The sequence below is a fragment of the Streptomyces sp. NPDC033131 genome, from assembly GCF_055578365.1.
Genome location: NZ_JBVIPA010000089.1, coordinates 1 through 13,652, shown reverse-complemented (window position 1 = coordinate 13,652; position 13,652 = coordinate 1). Strand labels below are relative to the sequence as shown.

The window sequence follows — 13,652 nt, the reverse complement described above, 5'->3', positions numbered from 1 at the left end:
GGCGCCGCTTCGCGGTCGGGCAAGCCCGATCCTGGACAGCCGACGAACGGCGCGGTAGGGCTTCGCCTGCCGCCCAACGAGGGAACCACCCCGCTCAGCCCGGACGTACGGCACGGCCGCACAGGGGCCGAGCAGCCGGTTACGGTGCTCGGTATGGGGATCAGCACGGGGGAACAACCGGGATACGCACTACTGGTCGCGGCCGAGCCGCCCGTACGACACCCGCTCGCGGTCACCACGGTGTTGCCTCAGCTGGCCGCCGTCCCGCCGGCGCGGCTGGTCGGCACCTCGTACGCGAGCGCCGTACAGCTGGCCAACCCCGACGACCCCAACACCGTGCTGACGAACCTCCGCACCGCGGCCGCCGTCGAGGGCCCGCTACTCGTCTACGTCGCCGGGCACCTGGCCGTCGACCCGCGTCAGCACCTTCTCCACCTGGCCCTGGCCCGCACCACCGCCCGCACGATCCGGTACACCGCGCTCCCGTGGCACTGGATCGGCGCCGAGCTGCAGCGCCGACCGCCGGGCACCACCACGGTGGTGGCCGACCTGGCGGCCGACACGGACGTCTGGCAGGCCCTCGTCCACCAGGAGCAGTCCCTGGCCGGACCGTTCGCCCTGTACGGCGCCGTGCAGCTGCAGGACCGCCGCCACCGTCCCAGCCCCTCCTACACGAACGCGCTCGCGCACATCCTCCGGACCGCGCCGACGCGGCCGAGCGCCGAGCAGCTGCACCACCAGGCCGCCCGCGCGGCCGCCGTCGAGGACGCCGCCACCCTGTGGTTGGGAGGACAGGCCGTCGACCAGGCCGCCCCGCACCCCGACGTCGACGTGCCCGCACCGAGGGCCGAGGCGACGTCGACCACCGCGGCCGCCGCCGAGGAGGACCCTCACCTGGCGATCCGGGACGCGAGCCGCGCCGGCCGCCACGGCGAAGCCGCCGCCATCGCCGCCTCGTACGAGCAGGCCGCCCTCCGGGCACACGGCGCCCAGTCGGTTGAGGTAGCCCACTGGATCGAGGTCCGCGCGTTCCTCGCGCTGCAGGAAGGCGTCCCCGACCGCGCCTGTCAGCTGTGGCTCCAGGCCGCCGTGGTCCGCCTGACAGCCGACCAATCCGAGCACCACCCCGAGGTGGCCGAGGCAGTCGACCGCGCCCACGGGGCCTGGCACCTCGTCAGTGACCCCGCGCGAGTCCGGCAGTTGGGCACCGAGCTGTTGAGCCTGCGGACCCGTGTCCCCGGAAAGAGTGGAGCCCGCGCCGACGTCCAGCGACGGCTTGCGAACCTCTCTCGCGCCCTACAGCCCTGAAATTCCGGGGGTTTTGGCCCTTCCCACCACACGGGAAGTCGACAAGTCCCCCTCCCGCCACACGGGAAGTCCCACGACACGCACGAAAGTGTGGTCCACACGCGCCCCCTTTGTGGATAGGATCTTGCCCATGGCAGTACGAGGACGTCAGCAGCCGGGCCGCACGGGAGTCTTCCCGGCGGACAAGCCCCTGCGCGCCACCGTGATGCTCAAGCCCGGCGACTACGTACGCGGGTTGTACGAGGAGCTGGTACAGGACATGGGCATCTCTGGCGCCGAAGTGCTCCGGGAAGCCCTCACGGAGCTGCACAAGCGGGAAGCCCGCCGCAAGGCCAGGCAGACCGCGAAGGCGGCCGCGAGCACCCACCAGGAGCTGCCCCAGACCGGATGACAACAACGTCCGGACATGCAAATGGCCCTGACCCGAACTTCAGATCAGGGCACCGCATCGTCCGGCGGGACCACCTCAGTCAGAGCTTGGCGGCAGACGTCTGAGAGTCCCTATTTCCACAGGTGAGGCCCGTTTTCTAGGCGCCGGACGCAAGTCCGGGGCCGGGCCTTCGTTGTGCCCCCACATGAAGCTCCAGGAGCGATCGCATCGTAGCAAGAAGCTGCGGTGGCGGCCCAGTGCGCCCTCATTCCGGTGTGTCCGGAAGGGAGGTCACCGACCCACCGCGTACCCCGTTCCTCCGGCACCAAGCCGTTGAGGAGTCCCCCGCCCGGGGACCGCCCGTCCTGCCTGCGTACGTCGCAGCAGGACGCGGCCCGCCATTGGTGGCGCGGGTCGTGACAGCACCCATGGGAGACCGGCCCCAGGAAACCGGCCCGAGGCCCAGCGCGTGGCGAGCGCAGGGAGTCCGGACCCAGCCCGCGGTAGACAACGGTCCGCGTCAACAAGACCGACCCCGGCCAAAGCCACCGGGAGAGTAAGGCAGAGGCGCCAGGCGTGACACCCGCTGATCGGGCACGTAGGGCTCTGTAGACGCTAAATGGTGAATCGAGCAGCAGGCAGACCGGCCTTGCCATGGCGAGTGATCCCATGGCGAACAAGGCAGACCCGAGCCGGCGGGAGGGCAGACCTCCCGGAGTACAGCGACCTCCCAGCCCTGACTGCGCATACCGGTCCTGTGGCAAGCGTGCGAATACCCGTAGCCGACCGATTGCGATGCCTCGATAGGGCGTACCGGAGTACGCACATCAGCAGCAGTCGGCCCCTCCTAGTGAGACGTCAGAAACCCCTTGGGGAAGCTCTGTTCGTCTTACTAGGGGGGGTCCAAAAGTCTCCACCCGCTCCTGGGCACCCGGAGGGTGCGCGGGTGGAGCAAAAGAACAGCCAAGCGCTTCGCGCTTGTCCTTTACCGCCGGGCCGAAGGCCCGAGAAGGAACGCGCGAAGCTCCTTATCCGCTCCTGAGAGGGCCGATCCGGCCCACCCCCACCGGGGGTGAGGTTGACGAGGAGACAGAGCCGGATCGGCCCTCTCAGGGGTGTTCAGTCTGGCCGTAGGCCAGTCCTTCAGGCCCGAACAGTCGTTCCCATCAAGACTGCAGGAGAAGGACTCCCCGCCGCCCACCGGGCCCTTGGGGTGTGACCGAGATACGGGTCAAAGGGGCAATGAGTGGATCTTGACTCGGCTTAGCGCATGGTCAGCACGGTGGTGCCGCAGTAAATGCGTACACCTCGCCCCGGCGTCCGGAGCGGTCCGCCGCAGGTCGCGACGATCACGGCCGGGGCTCCGTCGCAGTAAATCCGGCATTTACCGCGACGGTTCGGCTTCCAAGATCACCCTGTTGCCCCGTTGGCTCGTATCTCGGCTGAACCCCCTTCCTCTCGACAGGAACCGGCCTCGCTTTGGCTCAGAACGACACCCTAGGTTCCCGTGACAACCCAGGTTCACGACAGCTAGGGTTGTCATATGGAGACGAAAGAGCCGACACCGGCAGAACGTGAACAGCTCCGGAAGGCCCTGCACAAGGCCCTGGAAAAGCTGGGAGACCGGGTGTACGCGGACCTGACCGCCGACAGCCCCGACGACGAGCAGGAGGTGCTGGACCTCTCCCGTCCGGAGATCCCGCTGGCCCGCCTGATCGTGTGCAAGTACGCGGACGAGGAGCTGGACGGGCTCGCGGAGAAGTACGCCCGCGCCGCTGGGGCCAAGGGCGCCAACTACGCCGAACTGGGGGCCGCATGGGGGATCTCCCGCCAGGCCGCCCGCAAGCGCTGGCCCGGAGCCGTGAGCGCCCTCAGCGAGCGCGCCAACAAAGAGCCCGTGCACTTCCAGGCGTTCGGCGGGGAGGCCCGAGTGTCCTTCCACCCGGAGGACGGGGGTTGGTGGTGGATCGCCACCGCCGCCAACCGACAGGTGCGCGAGGCGCCCGAGAAGGCCGAGTACGACACGAGCGAGGAGGCCGCGGCCGCCGCCGGCGCCTTCCTCGCAGCCAACACCACCGAGGAGCCCACCCGATGAGCCAGCCGGAAGACCTCAGCACCCTGTACTGGGACGGACACCTCCAGAGCGTCATCACCTCGTACGGCGCCGGTCACCACGACGACCCGGGCGGCAACGCCGTGGTGGTCGACACCAGGCCCCTGCGCAACCCGCCCGAGGACCCCGAGGTCCGCGAACGGATGCTGCACAGCAACGGCCTGGACCCGGAGGTCCGCCGGTACGTCATGGCGACGCCCGGCGCGAAGGAGCTGGTGGCCCAGTCAGCCGAGAAGGTGCGCATCCTGCTACAGCGCGACAACCTCGAGCAGTGGACCGGCGGACCGCAGCAGTACCGCGTGGATGTCCACGTGGTCTGTGGTGGCGGCCGTCACCGTTCGGTGGCCGTGGCCGAGGAGATCGCGGTGTACCTGCGGGCCGCCGGGATCGGGTGCGAGGTCGAGCACCGACACATCGACCGGCCGATCCTGCAGAAGTGACGTGTCCGGGACCGTCGGAACCGGCCCCGGACACGCGCCACCAGGAGACCACGCCAAGCAGGCCCCGCCCACCCGGGCGGGGCCTGCCCCGTTCTCAGGACCCGAACGCCTCCCGCCAGCCGCTCCGCAGCCCGCGGCCCACGGCCCGCCAGGACGACAGGAAGCAGCTGCACCCGCGCCCCTCCCGGCGGAGGCAGCCGACCGCGTGCCCGCGCACGGCGAGCCGGACGAGGACGAAGGGCAGTACGACCAGCTCCGCGAGCAGGACGCACGGAGCGACGAGGAGGACCAGGACGTGAGAGCGCCAGCGGCGCGTGTTCGTGTTCATGGTCGGCAGTCTCGAACGGTTCCCCTGTGGACAGTTTCCGGCGAGCGCGGCTGACGCGCCCTCAGAACCAGCCGTCGAGGCCCGGATAGGGTCTGTTCGATGTCACAGTTATGCCAATTACTGTGACAGTGCAGGTCAGAGCGTTGGAGGCGATCAGATGCGGTTGGGCCTGGCGGGATACATCCGAGTGTCGACCGGCAGTCAGCTGGACGGGTTCGGGCTGGAGGACCAGGAACGCATCGTGCGCCGATGGACCCGCGAGCACGGCCACCGCCTCGTGAAGCTGTTCGTGGAGAAGGCGGTGCCGGGCACCGTCGCCGGGGACGAGCGGCCCGAGCTGGCCGACGCCCTGTTGTGGATCGAGGAGAAGCGCGTGCACGGCATCGTCGCGCCGAACCTTGACCGCCTGGCCCGCGAGTTGGTGGTGCAGGAGGCAGCCCTAGCCCAGACGTGGAAGCACGGCGGCCGCGCGTTCATGGCCGATCAGGGCGAGATCCTGCCCGACGACCCCGAGGACCCGATGCGTACCGCCATGCGCCAGATGATGGGCGTGTTCGCGCAGTTGGACCGAGGCATGACCGTGGCCAAGCTCCGCCGCGGCCGCCGCATCAAGGGGGAGAAGGGCCAGTACGCGTACGGCGCCCCGCCGTACGGATGGGCCGCGCACAAGAAGGAACTGACCGAGGAGGAGATGGAGCAGGCGGGGCGAGCCCGCGCCCGCCAGCTCCGGGACGAGGACGAGCTGTCGTTGCGCGAGATCGCGGCCGCGCTGGAGGCCGAAGGGCTCCGCCCGAAGCGCGGGGAGCACTGGCACCCGGAGACCGTCCGCCGGATGCTCGCGAACACGACCGACCGGCCGCCGACCCTGCGCCGGCGCGAGCGCACCGCGTAGGGACGACGAAGGGCCCGACCAAGTGGCCGGGCCCTTCTGCCTGTTCCTCGTCAGCAAGCCGGGGGCAGCGTCCGTTCCGCCAGCTGCCCGACCGCCGCCCGCCGGGCAGAGTCCCACCCGGGTTGGGGAGGAAGGCTCCGGAGCAGGCCGCGCAGCCGCTTCGCCTCCACCACGGTCACGCCGCCCAGTTCGAGGCGTCCGCGCGGAGCCGGGACCTTCGCCCCGTGCACGGCGACCACCGGCCGGACCGGAACGCCGAGCGCCCGAGCTGCCTGTTCCGCCTCCCAAACCACCGTCTGCAGAGCGCGGGTCTGGTCGTACCGGCCGTACCGGAGGGTGCCGCCCTGCACCGTCAGCTGGGACTTGTCCGACGTCCAGTTCTTCGTGTCGACGTACAGGGCGCCGGCGGCCGTGAAGGCGAGGTGGTCGAGGTTCGCCCGACTCCCAGGGATCGCCCGATCGTGGAGGACCACGGCGTGGCCCCGGCGGACGAGCGGGGCCAGGAGCTTGGCCGTCCGCGCCTCCCCGGCGGCACCCACCTCCCAGCTGTTGTGGCCCCGGCGGTACAGCCGCCGTACGCCGAGCCCGGCCACGGCCAGCGCAGCGACCAGGCCGAGCTGCCAGTTCGTCAGCGAGCCGACCGCCGACCCGACCACCACGGCGGCCGCCGCCAGTAACGGCAGCAGCACCCGGGCCCGTCGATGCTGTGCCGCCCGCTCCGCTGTACGAGCCGCCTCACCCATCCGGCCCGCGCTCGCGCCTGCCCCGCTCCGGTGCCCCGCTGTCGTCATCCTGCCGCCCCTCCCGTGTGGTCACTGCCTGTACCGGGACGGTAGCGCCCCGGGGTGACACCGCACAGGCGGAAAGACCGGCCACCGTCACATGGCACGCGTAGCCGCCTCTCGTTGCCGACTGCGGCCCGTCCGGGGTGCCAAAGGACGGCAGCGGTGAGAGGGGGGAGGGGCGGCCAGGTCCGGTTCGCCGTCGACTCCGCCGGAGTCGGGCCGGGCGCCGTACTCCCGCCGTCACGGATGACGGGCGCGTGAGGAGACCGCACCGCCGGCCGTGGCTGAGGGGGAGCAGCAGCTGCCGCGAGGTGGCCGAGCCCGTCGTGGGCGCTCCGCTCAGCGCGGCACGGTGGGCCCGACCCGTTCGGCGAACTGGGAGACTTGGGCAGTGAACAGCCGCCGCCCGTTGGGCACCGGACCCCGCCCCGCCGAGGAGCAGTCGCCAATTGGCGACTACCGCGAGCGCGGCCAGACAGCAGCAGAGCGGGCAGCCGTCGAGCCGCCCGCCCTGGCCGTCGAGGTCGAGGTGGTGGAGGAGCGGCCGTCGGGCCGCCGCACGTTGGGCACCGGGGGCGCCCGCTTCTAGTTTTGGGCCCTCATTTGAGGTCGGATTTTTGGAACTTCCCCAGGTCAGGTGGGGTAACAGTCGCCCGGACTGTTACCGCGATCCTGGGGGAAGTGCCCGACGCCGGCGGGCCGTTCGCTCCGGCCGAGCCGGGGTGTCCGCACGGTCGACCCGCACCGAGGTGGCGCCCTCGTCCGGCTGGACGTCGAGCACCAGGCGCAAGCCGCCGCCGCGGTGCGTGAGCCGAGTCGGCTCACCAGCCTGCAGCGCGGTGCACGCCTGTAGGAGCGGCAGCAGGATCTCCACCACCCGCTCGCCCCGCTCGCGATCGTCCGTCATGACCCTGATCTGCACCATGAGGTGAACCCCCTTCTCAGACGACCGAGGAGGCCACGGGCGTGGCCATCTCGCGGAGTCGGTCGAGCACTGCCCGGACGTCGCCCAGGGCACGGTGGCCGCCGCCGAGCGCCTGCCAGCTGTAGTTGCCCCAGTAGTCCGACCAGTCGCCGTACCAGTCGGAGTACGGCACCATCGCGTCCTCCAGCGTCATGCCCTCCAGCCAGGCCGCCGCCGACGCCGCCGGGTCCTCGTGACCGACCTCCCGGTAGTGCCGGATCAGCTCCCAGCGCAGCCGTCCCTTGTCGTACGGGGCGTTCCAGATCAGGCACCGTCGACCGTCGAGCGCGGCCGTGAGGCTGACGAGGATCTGACCGAAGGTCGGGGCCGAGGCCACCGCCTCGTCTGTGATGCCGTGGATCTCCGAGGCGTCCGCCGGGATCGGCCGTCCGGGGTTCACCAGGGTGTCCACCAGGACGTCCCCGGAGCCGGAGATGACCGCGAGTTCCACCACGCACGCTTCCGCGTCGAGTCCCGTCGTCTCCGTGTCGAGGACCACCAGGGCCTCGTCCGCGAGCGCGGCCGCCGCCCACTCCTGCAGTTCGAGCACCCGCCGGCGCCGGGCCTCCCGCTCAGCCTCCCGGGCCTCCACCGCGCGCCGTTCGGCTTCCGCCTGTTCCCGAGTCTCGCGTTCCTCGCACGGCGAGCACCACCGCGGCCGCCAGTACCCGTACGGGTTCGCCTCCCGCCAGCGGCGCACGGCCGCTTTGGTGGCCGTCTTCACCGAGCAGTCCCGCCCGGGGCAGGTGATGGAGTACAGCACCGCCTCAGCCTTCCGGGCCCGTTCCTTCGCGAGCTGGGCACGACGGCAGCTCTGGCACCGGTTGTGTGCTGCCGGGTACGGGCGCTCGCGCACCGCCCCGCAGTCCCAGCACGTCCGGGCCCGCTCGCGTTGCCGGGCCATCTGTGCCTTGTGCCAGCACTGTGAGCAGGGGCGGCCGTTCAACCGGTGCTCGCGTACCTTGCCGCACTCCGGGCAGGTGCGGGCCGCCTCCATGCGCTTCTTCACCGCCGAGGCCAGCGGCCGCATTTTCACCGCGGCCGCAGGGTCGTACAGCGGTACCTCCACGTCGTGCTTGCGCAGGTAGAGGTACGCGAGGACGGGCTGACCGTCCGCCAGCTTCAGCCGGGCCTGGCCCAGTTGTGTCTGCGTTCGCAGGTACGCCGGCGCCTGCCCCCATCGGTAGACGGGCACCCCGTCCGTGAAGCCGTAGGGCTCCCCGCGCGGCACCCGATCCGGGGCCTGATCTGCGCTTTCACGACTGGCCGGGACCGTCCCCGCCGCGCGTGTCGTCGTTGCCGTGCTCACCCGTACCTCCCGAGGACAGTCCGCCGGAATTCCCGACGCTAGCATTTATAGACCCCATTCGGGCCGCTTTTCAAACTAGACCATCCGGGGAAATCGAAAAGGCCGGAGGGCGCTTAAAACTGTGCGCGCAAAGCCGGATTCTCTTAAAGGAGATCCTTTTAATTGACCGGCCGGGGCCGTCACTCGTTCGAGTGAGGGCCGTACGCCGCCAGGGCCTCCCGGATGATCCGGGCGGGCGGGTAGAGCAGGCGCGCGAGTTCGTCGCGTCGGGTCTTCTGTTCCTCTGTCAGCCGCAGCCCGGAGCCGACCAGGCCGAGGTCGTACAGCCGGGCCAGAGGCTTCTCCGAGACCCGCCACGAGGCGGTCCGCAGCTGCAGAACGAGGTCCGCCGGAAAGGCGTAGTTCCGCTGTACCAGCGTGATTCCAGCACTCGCGCCGGGCCAGCGGCCGGACAGCGCGAGGCGGTCGAGGTCGGATTGCGTGAGCGGAGCCCACGGGCCCACCAGGTCCTCGTCCGCCAGGCGCCGGCGGACCGCCTCACCCACGACGACCTCCAGCGCGGGCCAGTGCTCCGGACGCATACGCGCGACCTGTACGCGAGCGTCGCGCGGCCGAATGCCGGAGGCCACCAGCTCCCGCACAGTCTCTTTCTCCTCCAGCCGCCGCCGCTTATCGAGCAGCGCGAGCGCGCCCGCTTGTGACGCGGTGATCCAGGCAGTGACGCCGATTTTCTCCATGCGCCAATTCTAAAGGAGATCCTTTCCGCGAGCGCCCCGCGCCCGGAGTGCATTAAAAGGATCTCCTTTTGTCGAGCGCGCCGCGCTTCCCCTAAACGATCTTGCAATGGCCGTCAGCCAGGAAGGCCCAGGTCGTCCAGGGATGCCCCGGCGGCCCACTGCTGCAGCTGGCGACCGTCGACCAGGTGGACCCCGCCCTGGCGGGACGCCCACAGCACATCCGTGCGGCTGTACGAGCCCCTGCTGACCACCACACGAATCAGGTTGTCGACCCCGGGGCGGCCCGCCTCCCGCAGCGGAGCCGGACCGGTCGGCGCGTCCTCGTCCGCCACCTCGTCCGCCGGGCGGAACCCGACATCGAGCTGGCGGCCGCCGCGGTCGCGTGCGTACAGGCGGGGCCGTCCCTCGTCCGGCATCGCGATGACGTGCCAGCCGTCGCGGCGCAGCATCCGTTCGGCGGCCGCCGCCAGGCCGTGGTCATCGAGCACGGCGAGTTCGGCCGAGGTGTAGATGCCGCCGCGCCGGCGGGCCGCCGCCCGGCGCCAGCGCATCCCCACCACCGTGGCGGCCGCGAGCAGGGCGACGCCGAGCACCAGGCCGCCGACGCCGAGGGCGCGGTGCAGCCAGACGAGGAGGACGACCGGGCCCGCCACGGCGAAGCCGAGCCCGACGAACGCGGGCAGTACGTCGCGCAGTTCCGGGCCGTACCGACCCTGTGCCCGCAGCTCCGCAACCGCGCGCTGTCGTTGCGAGCGACGCGACCCGGGCACGGGAGGTCGTCTCCACCACAGCTCCACCTGGGTCAACTCCCCATCACCGCCCCGCCGTCTGTACGTGTCCGTAGAGATACCCGCTCGCGGGAGCGACCCGCCAGCCGGGACGAGACCGGCCACAGAACTGGCCGGACGGGATGGGTCGAACCGCTTGCACCGACTGTAGGGGAACCCCTACAGTTAAGGGTGTTGGGGAACCCCAACACCGACGAAGGGAACCGTACATGACGACCTCTCAGCACCGGCCGCTCCCGCACCCGGCGGAGGAGCCGATGACCGCGAACCGGCCCGGACTGGAACCCCGCGAGGTCTCCGGCCGGACCGCGTACTGGCCGGACGACGTGCACACGTACACGCTCGCGTTCCACGGCGGGAAGCAGTGGAGCATCGCGGACGAGGCGGACACCGCCATCCTGGCGATGGACGCCATCCAGTCCGGCAAGCCGCTGGAACAGAAGCTGATTTGGGACGGACTGCGCGACATCCGGCGCCTGAAGCAGCGACTGGCCGCCATCGAGGAGGAGCTGATGCTGGCGGCCCGCGAGCCGGAGGCCGACCGCGACAAGATGTCGTTCCGCGAGCTGGCCGAGGCGATCGGCCAGCACCACACCACGGTGAAGGAGCGGTACGACCGCCTGGCCGTCGAGGGGCGCACCCACTCGTACCGCCGCTGGCTCACCGAGAACACCCCCCGCGCCGACCTCTACCCGACCAGCTGAAGGGCGACCACCACCGTGAGCACCGACGCGTACAAGGACTTCCAGGCCCTCCAGGTCCGCCGACCCGACGACCTCCCGCCGGCCGTGCCGCTGACCTGGCAGGTGGAGAAGCACTCCCAGCACGAGGAGCGGCTGTCGAACCGTCGCCTGCCCGCCGACTTCCCGCACGAGGTCGAGCGCGGCACCGCGGCCGACGCGCTCGCGACGCTGGCCCTGGGGGAGGCCATCCGCCGTACCGCGCTGCACTACCGCCCGAGCACCGTGCACGAGGCCCTGCAGTTGGGCGCGACCTGGAACGAGGTGGCGGCCGCGCTGGACTGCACCCCGGACGAGGCCCGCGACGTGCTCCGGTCCTACGCGGACGGGCAGCGCCGCCTGTACGAGGGCGACGAGCGCGAGGGCCGCCGACCGATCGGCTTCACCGCCGAGCAGCACCAGGAGGCGCACGCGCTCACCGAGCTGGCCGACGACGAGTCGGCGGCCGCCGAGGAGGACCGGTGATCCGAGACGCCGTGACGTGCGACCGCGACGGGTGCGTCGCGCTGTTCCTGGAACCCGTGGACGACCCGTACGCGCTGGACACCGACGAGTTCGAGGACGTCATGAAGCGCGCCGGGTGGACCTACGGCGACGACGGGCACCGGTGCCCCGGGTGCGTCCGGGGCACCGGTCCGGTGCTGGAACTGGGGGAGTGCCCGCGCTGCACCGGGACGACGGTCGACCTTCCGGCGGGGGCGAGGTGCCACTACTGCGGGCACGTCGAGCCGCACCCGAAGGAGGAGTGGTGATCCTGCGAGCCATCCGCCGGCGGCGCGAACGCCTGGCCGCCGAACAGCAGGCCCGGCACTTCCAGGCTCAGGTGCAGCAGGCCACGGACATGGCCGTCACCGCGGCGGTGCGGGCCCGCCTCTCCGAACCGGTGACAGACCTTCACGTCGTCTGGCCGTTACGGGTCACGGTGGGCGACGTCCTCACGGCCGCGCGGGAGCACTTCGCGCTGGAGGTCAGCGAGGCCGACGCCGCCGCGATGCTCCGGCACCGCCTGGAATGGCGGGGGCACGCGGGATGGGGCGACCTCGTGACTGACGCATACGAGTACGACGACTGACCGACCCTCAGCACCACGACCGGCCGCCGCTGGAACGCGAGTTCCAGCGGCGGCCGTCGCCATTCCAGCCCGTCCGAACCTCTCTCGCTTCATAGCGTGTTCACGCTACGATCTGAGACATGCCGACTCACGAGGGAACCCGGATCGCCACCGCGCTGGAATCGACCTGGGCCGCATTCCAGCGGCAGCACCCCGACCTCCCCGACGTCGTGATGATCACCGGCACGGGGACACAGGGCCGGAACCGGAAGCGGCCGAAGTTGGGGCACCACACGGCGGACCGGTGGCTGGACGCGGCGGCCGGCGGTCGCCGCGCGGAGCTGTTCATCTCCGGCGAGGCCATCGCCGCGGGCGGGCAGATCGTGGTGGAGACCGCGCTGCACGAGGCCGCGCACGCGCTCGCGGCCGCCCGGGGCATCCGGGACACCTCGTGTGCGGGCCGCTGGCACAACCGGAAGTTCGCGGCCCTGGCCGAGGAGGTGGGGCTGGAGCCGCCGAAGCGGGCGGAGAAGGTCATCGGCTTCTCGGAGGCCCTGATCACCGCCGCCACCGTCAGCCGGTACGCGTCCGTCATCAGGAAGTTGGACGCCGCCGCCCTGGCCCGGATCGAGGCCCCCGACGAGGACGGGGACCAGGAGCAGGACGAGGACGGGAAGAAGGAAGGCCCGCGCGGCGGGAAGGGCCGGGCAGGCAAGCGTCTGGCCGTGGCGTGCGCGTGCGAGAAGCCCCGCCGGATGCAGGTCACCCCGAAGCTGTTGGAGGGCGGGGCGATCCTGTGTGGCGAGTGCCGGGAACCGTTCGAGCCCGAGGAGTCCGCCGAGGACGCCGAGCCGGACGAGGCCGCCGCATGAGCGAGCCGACCCCCGCGGTTCCCTGGGACGCCCTAGCCGCCGACCCGGCGACCGCCGCCCGGTACGAGGCGAAGGTGTACCGCGGCCCCGGCCCGACCCCGTGCCACTGGTGGCTCGGAGCCATCAGCGACTCCGGGCACGGGAAGCTCCGGGCGGGCAGCCGCCCGGCGGGCACCTCCCGCGTGGTGTCGGCCCACGTCCTGGGGTTCGTCATCTGCCACGGCGCGGCCGCACTGCGGAACGGCGCCGTGGTCCGGCACACGTGCGACGAGAGCAGCTGTCAGAACCCGGACCACTGGCTGGTGGGGGAGCGGCTGCAGAACATCGTGGACTACGCCGCCCGCCGAGGGCTGACCGGTCACGCGCTCGCGGACGTGCGGGGCGCGGCGGGGCGGGCGGTCGCGGTACGGGACGCGATCCTGGCCGCCGGGCCGGGAGGGGAGTCCGCCGCCATCGCGGCCGCGCTCGCGGCCGGCCACCCCTCGGGGGAGCACCAGGACAGCCTTTGGTGAAGGGCGCAGTTCGCAGCGTGGACACGCTGTAGCAGGCCGAGGAAGCGCGGTTCCGCTTAGCCCGCCGGGCGGTCGGTGTCGTCGACAGATTCAAGCGTGTCCACGCTACGGCGTGCGGGTGGCCGGGCCCGCCGTAGCGGCCGCCGTGCGGGCCGCCCCCCGGGCGCGGTTCACAGCATGTCCACGCTATGGCGGAGGGGCGGCCGCGGGCCGGTTTCGCGGCCCGCGCGAAGGTCCGCCGGGCGTGCGGTTCACAGCGTGTCCACGCTAGACCGACCATCGGTCGCGGCCGCCGGCCACCCCGGCGACGTCGCCGCCGAAAAACACGCTTGGTAACAGTCGAGGCCCGCCCCCAGTCCGGGGGTCGGGCCTCATGTCGTCTGTGGCGCAGCCTACCGGGTGCCCACCGGTCGGGGTCAACACTTGCGAGAGGGGCACCCTCT

General features: G+C 71.5%; 18 protein-coding genes. 12 read left to right on the top strand and 6 right to left on the bottom strand.

Going from position 1 to position 13,652, the window contains the following annotated elements:
- The 4 genes from ACZ5XS_RS45130 to ACZ5XS_RS45115 form a co-directional block, all read left to right on the top strand.
- A partial coding sequence (locus ACZ5XS_RS45130; protein ID WP_468661535.1) for a hypothetical protein occupies positions 1 to 1,308 on the top strand: 1,308 nt, incomplete at its 5' end.
- A gap of 130 nt (positions 1,309 to 1,438) precedes the next feature.
- A complete protein-coding gene (locus ACZ5XS_RS45125; RefSeq protein WP_468661534.1) occupies positions 1,439 to 1,699 on the top strand; it encodes a hypothetical protein in 261 nt (86 codons plus the stop codon).
- A 1,522-nt stretch (positions 1,700 to 3,221) separates the two neighbouring features.
- The gene (locus ACZ5XS_RS45120) at positions 3,222 to 3,773 is read left to right on the top strand and encodes a hypothetical protein (protein WP_468661533.1); all 552 of its coding nucleotides are present in this window, start codon (positions 3,222 to 3,224) and stop codon (positions 3,771 to 3,773) included.
- A complete protein-coding gene (locus ACZ5XS_RS45115) occupies positions 3,770 to 4,231 on the top strand; it encodes a RapZ C-terminal domain-containing protein (RefSeq protein WP_468661532.1) in 462 nt (153 codons plus the stop codon). The genes ACZ5XS_RS45120 and ACZ5XS_RS45115 overlap by 4 nt, the downstream gene beginning before the upstream one ends.
- 94 nt (positions 4,232 to 4,325) lie before the next feature.
- Here ACZ5XS_RS45115 and ACZ5XS_RS45110 read toward each other — a convergent pair whose 3' ends face one another.
- Positions 4,326 to 4,559, bottom strand: coding sequence for a hypothetical protein (locus tag ACZ5XS_RS45110; RefSeq protein ID WP_468661531.1), 234 nt, complete (start codon positions 4,557 to 4,559; stop codon positions 4,326 to 4,328).
- Between ACZ5XS_RS45110 and ACZ5XS_RS45105 the strand changes: the two genes are divergently transcribed.
- Positions 4,558 to 5,451: a recombinase family protein gene (locus ACZ5XS_RS45105; RefSeq protein ID WP_468661530.1), complete on the top strand. Its 894-nt coding sequence runs from the start codon at positions 4,558 to 4,560 to the stop codon at positions 5,449 to 5,451. The genes ACZ5XS_RS45110 and ACZ5XS_RS45105 overlap by 2 nt on opposite strands.
- A 50-nt stretch (positions 5,452 to 5,501) precedes the next feature.
- Here the strand turns inward: ACZ5XS_RS45105 and ACZ5XS_RS45100 are convergent, their stop codons facing one another.
- Positions 5,502 to 6,242, bottom strand: a complete 741-nt coding sequence (locus ACZ5XS_RS45100) for a nuclease-related domain-containing protein (protein WP_468661529.1) — start codon at positions 6,240 to 6,242, stop codon at positions 5,502 to 5,504.
- Positions 6,243 to 6,627: 385 nt separating this feature from the next.
- Here ACZ5XS_RS45100 and ACZ5XS_RS45095 point away from each other — a divergent pair, with 385 nt between their 5' ends.
- Complete coding sequence (locus tag ACZ5XS_RS45095; RefSeq protein ID WP_468661528.1) at positions 6,628 to 6,825, top strand: hypothetical protein; 198 nt, start codon at positions 6,628 to 6,630, stop codon at positions 6,823 to 6,825.
- 72 nt (positions 6,826 to 6,897) lie between these two features.
- On the opposite strand, the gene ACZ5XS_RS45090 is transcribed toward ACZ5XS_RS45095, so the two are convergent.
- The 4 genes from ACZ5XS_RS45090 to ACZ5XS_RS45075 all read right to left on the bottom strand — a co-directional run bounded on the left by ACZ5XS_RS45090 (position 6,898) and on the right by ACZ5XS_RS45075 (position 10,016).
- Positions 6,898 to 7,161 carry a hypothetical protein gene (locus ACZ5XS_RS45090; RefSeq protein WP_384526695.1) on the bottom strand — a complete coding sequence of 88 codons (264 nt, stop codon included), beginning with the start codon at positions 7,159 to 7,161 and terminating at the stop codon, positions 6,898 to 6,900.
- Between the two features lie 16 nt (positions 7,162 to 7,177).
- A complete protein-coding gene (locus ACZ5XS_RS45085) occupies positions 7,178 to 8,509 on the bottom strand; it encodes an exonuclease domain-containing protein (protein WP_468661527.1) in 1,332 nt (443 codons plus the stop codon).
- A gap of 179 nt (positions 8,510 to 8,688) precedes the next feature.
- A complete protein-coding gene (locus ACZ5XS_RS45080) occupies positions 8,689 to 9,246 on the bottom strand; it encodes a hypothetical protein (RefSeq protein ID WP_468661526.1) in 558 nt (185 codons plus the stop codon).
- Between the two features lie 113 nt (positions 9,247 to 9,359).
- A complete protein-coding gene (locus ACZ5XS_RS45075) occupies positions 9,360 to 10,016 on the bottom strand; it encodes a hypothetical protein (protein WP_468661525.1) in 657 nt (218 codons plus the stop codon).
- A gap of 227 nt (positions 10,017 to 10,243) precedes the next feature.
- Here ACZ5XS_RS45075 and ACZ5XS_RS45070 point away from each other — a divergent pair, with 227 nt between their 5' ends.
- The 6 genes from ACZ5XS_RS45070 to ACZ5XS_RS45045 all read left to right on the top strand — a co-directional run bounded on the left by ACZ5XS_RS45070 (position 10,244) and on the right by ACZ5XS_RS45045 (position 13,209).
- Entirely contained in the window at positions 10,244 to 10,738 is a 495-nt protein-coding gene (locus ACZ5XS_RS45070; protein WP_468661524.1) for a hypothetical protein, read from the top strand.
- Between the two features lie 15 nt (positions 10,739 to 10,753).
- Positions 10,754 to 11,239, top strand: coding sequence for a hypothetical protein (locus tag ACZ5XS_RS45065; RefSeq protein WP_468661523.1), 486 nt, complete (start codon positions 10,754 to 10,756; stop codon positions 11,237 to 11,239).
- Positions 11,236 to 11,526, top strand: coding sequence for a hypothetical protein (locus ACZ5XS_RS45060; protein ID WP_235449673.1), 291 nt, complete (start codon positions 11,236 to 11,238; stop codon positions 11,524 to 11,526). Before ACZ5XS_RS45065 ends, ACZ5XS_RS45060 begins: the two co-directional genes overlap by 4 nt.
- The gene (locus tag ACZ5XS_RS45055) at positions 11,523 to 11,846 is read left to right on the top strand and encodes a hypothetical protein (protein WP_468661522.1); all 324 of its coding nucleotides are present in this window, start codon (positions 11,523 to 11,525) and stop codon (positions 11,844 to 11,846) included. Before ACZ5XS_RS45060 ends, ACZ5XS_RS45055 begins: the two co-directional genes overlap by 4 nt.
- A 119-nt stretch (positions 11,847 to 11,965) precedes the next feature.
- The gene (locus ACZ5XS_RS45050; RefSeq protein WP_468661521.1) at positions 11,966 to 12,697 is read left to right on the top strand and encodes a hypothetical protein; all 732 of its coding nucleotides are present in this window, start codon (positions 11,966 to 11,968) and stop codon (positions 12,695 to 12,697) included.
- Positions 12,694 to 13,209 (top strand): hypothetical protein, encoded by a 516-nt coding sequence (locus tag ACZ5XS_RS45045; protein ID WP_468661520.1) that lies wholly within the window; start codon positions 12,694 to 12,696, stop codon positions 13,207 to 13,209. Before ACZ5XS_RS45050 ends, ACZ5XS_RS45045 begins: the two co-directional genes overlap by 4 nt.
- Positions 13,210 to 13,652: the final 443 nt, after the last annotated feature.

Bases quoted from the DNA above. Each gene is read 5' to 3' on its own strand.
- ACZ5XS_RS45115 (WP_468661532.1), top strand. From the start codon at position 3,770: ATGAGCCAGCCGGAAGACCTCAGCACCCTGTACTGGGACGGACACCTC.
- ACZ5XS_RS45110 (WP_468661531.1), bottom strand. From the start codon at position 4,559: ATGAACACGAACACGCGCCGCTGGCGCTCTCACGTCCTGGTCCTCCTC.
- ACZ5XS_RS45120 (WP_468661533.1), top strand. From the start codon at position 3,222: ATGGAGACGAAAGAGCCGACACCGGCAGAACGTGAACAGCTCCGGAAG.
- ACZ5XS_RS45070 (WP_468661524.1), top strand. From the start codon at position 10,244: ATGACGACCTCTCAGCACCGGCCGCTCCCGCACCCGGCGGAGGAGCCG.
- ACZ5XS_RS45080 (WP_468661526.1), bottom strand. From the start codon at position 9,246: ATGGAGAAAATCGGCGTCACTGCCTGGATCACCGCGTCACAAGCGGGC.
- ACZ5XS_RS45050 (WP_468661521.1), top strand. From the start codon at position 11,966: ATGCCGACTCACGAGGGAACCCGGATCGCCACCGCGCTGGAATCGACC.
- ACZ5XS_RS45105 (WP_468661530.1), top strand. From the start codon at position 4,558: ATGGTCGGCAGTCTCGAACGGTTCCCCTGTGGACAGTTTCCGGCGAGC.
- ACZ5XS_RS45090 (WP_384526695.1), bottom strand. From the start codon at position 7,161: ATGGTGCAGATCAGGGTCATGACGGACGATCGCGAGCGGGGCGAGCGG.
- ACZ5XS_RS45125 (WP_468661534.1), top strand. From the start codon at position 1,439: ATGGCAGTACGAGGACGTCAGCAGCCGGGCCGCACGGGAGTCTTCCCG.
- ACZ5XS_RS45100 (WP_468661529.1), bottom strand. From the start codon at position 6,242: ATGACGACAGCGGGGCACCGGAGCGGGGCAGGCGCGAGCGCGGGCCGG.
- ACZ5XS_RS45045 (WP_468661520.1), top strand. From the start codon at position 12,694: ATGAGCGAGCCGACCCCCGCGGTTCCCTGGGACGCCCTAGCCGCCGAC.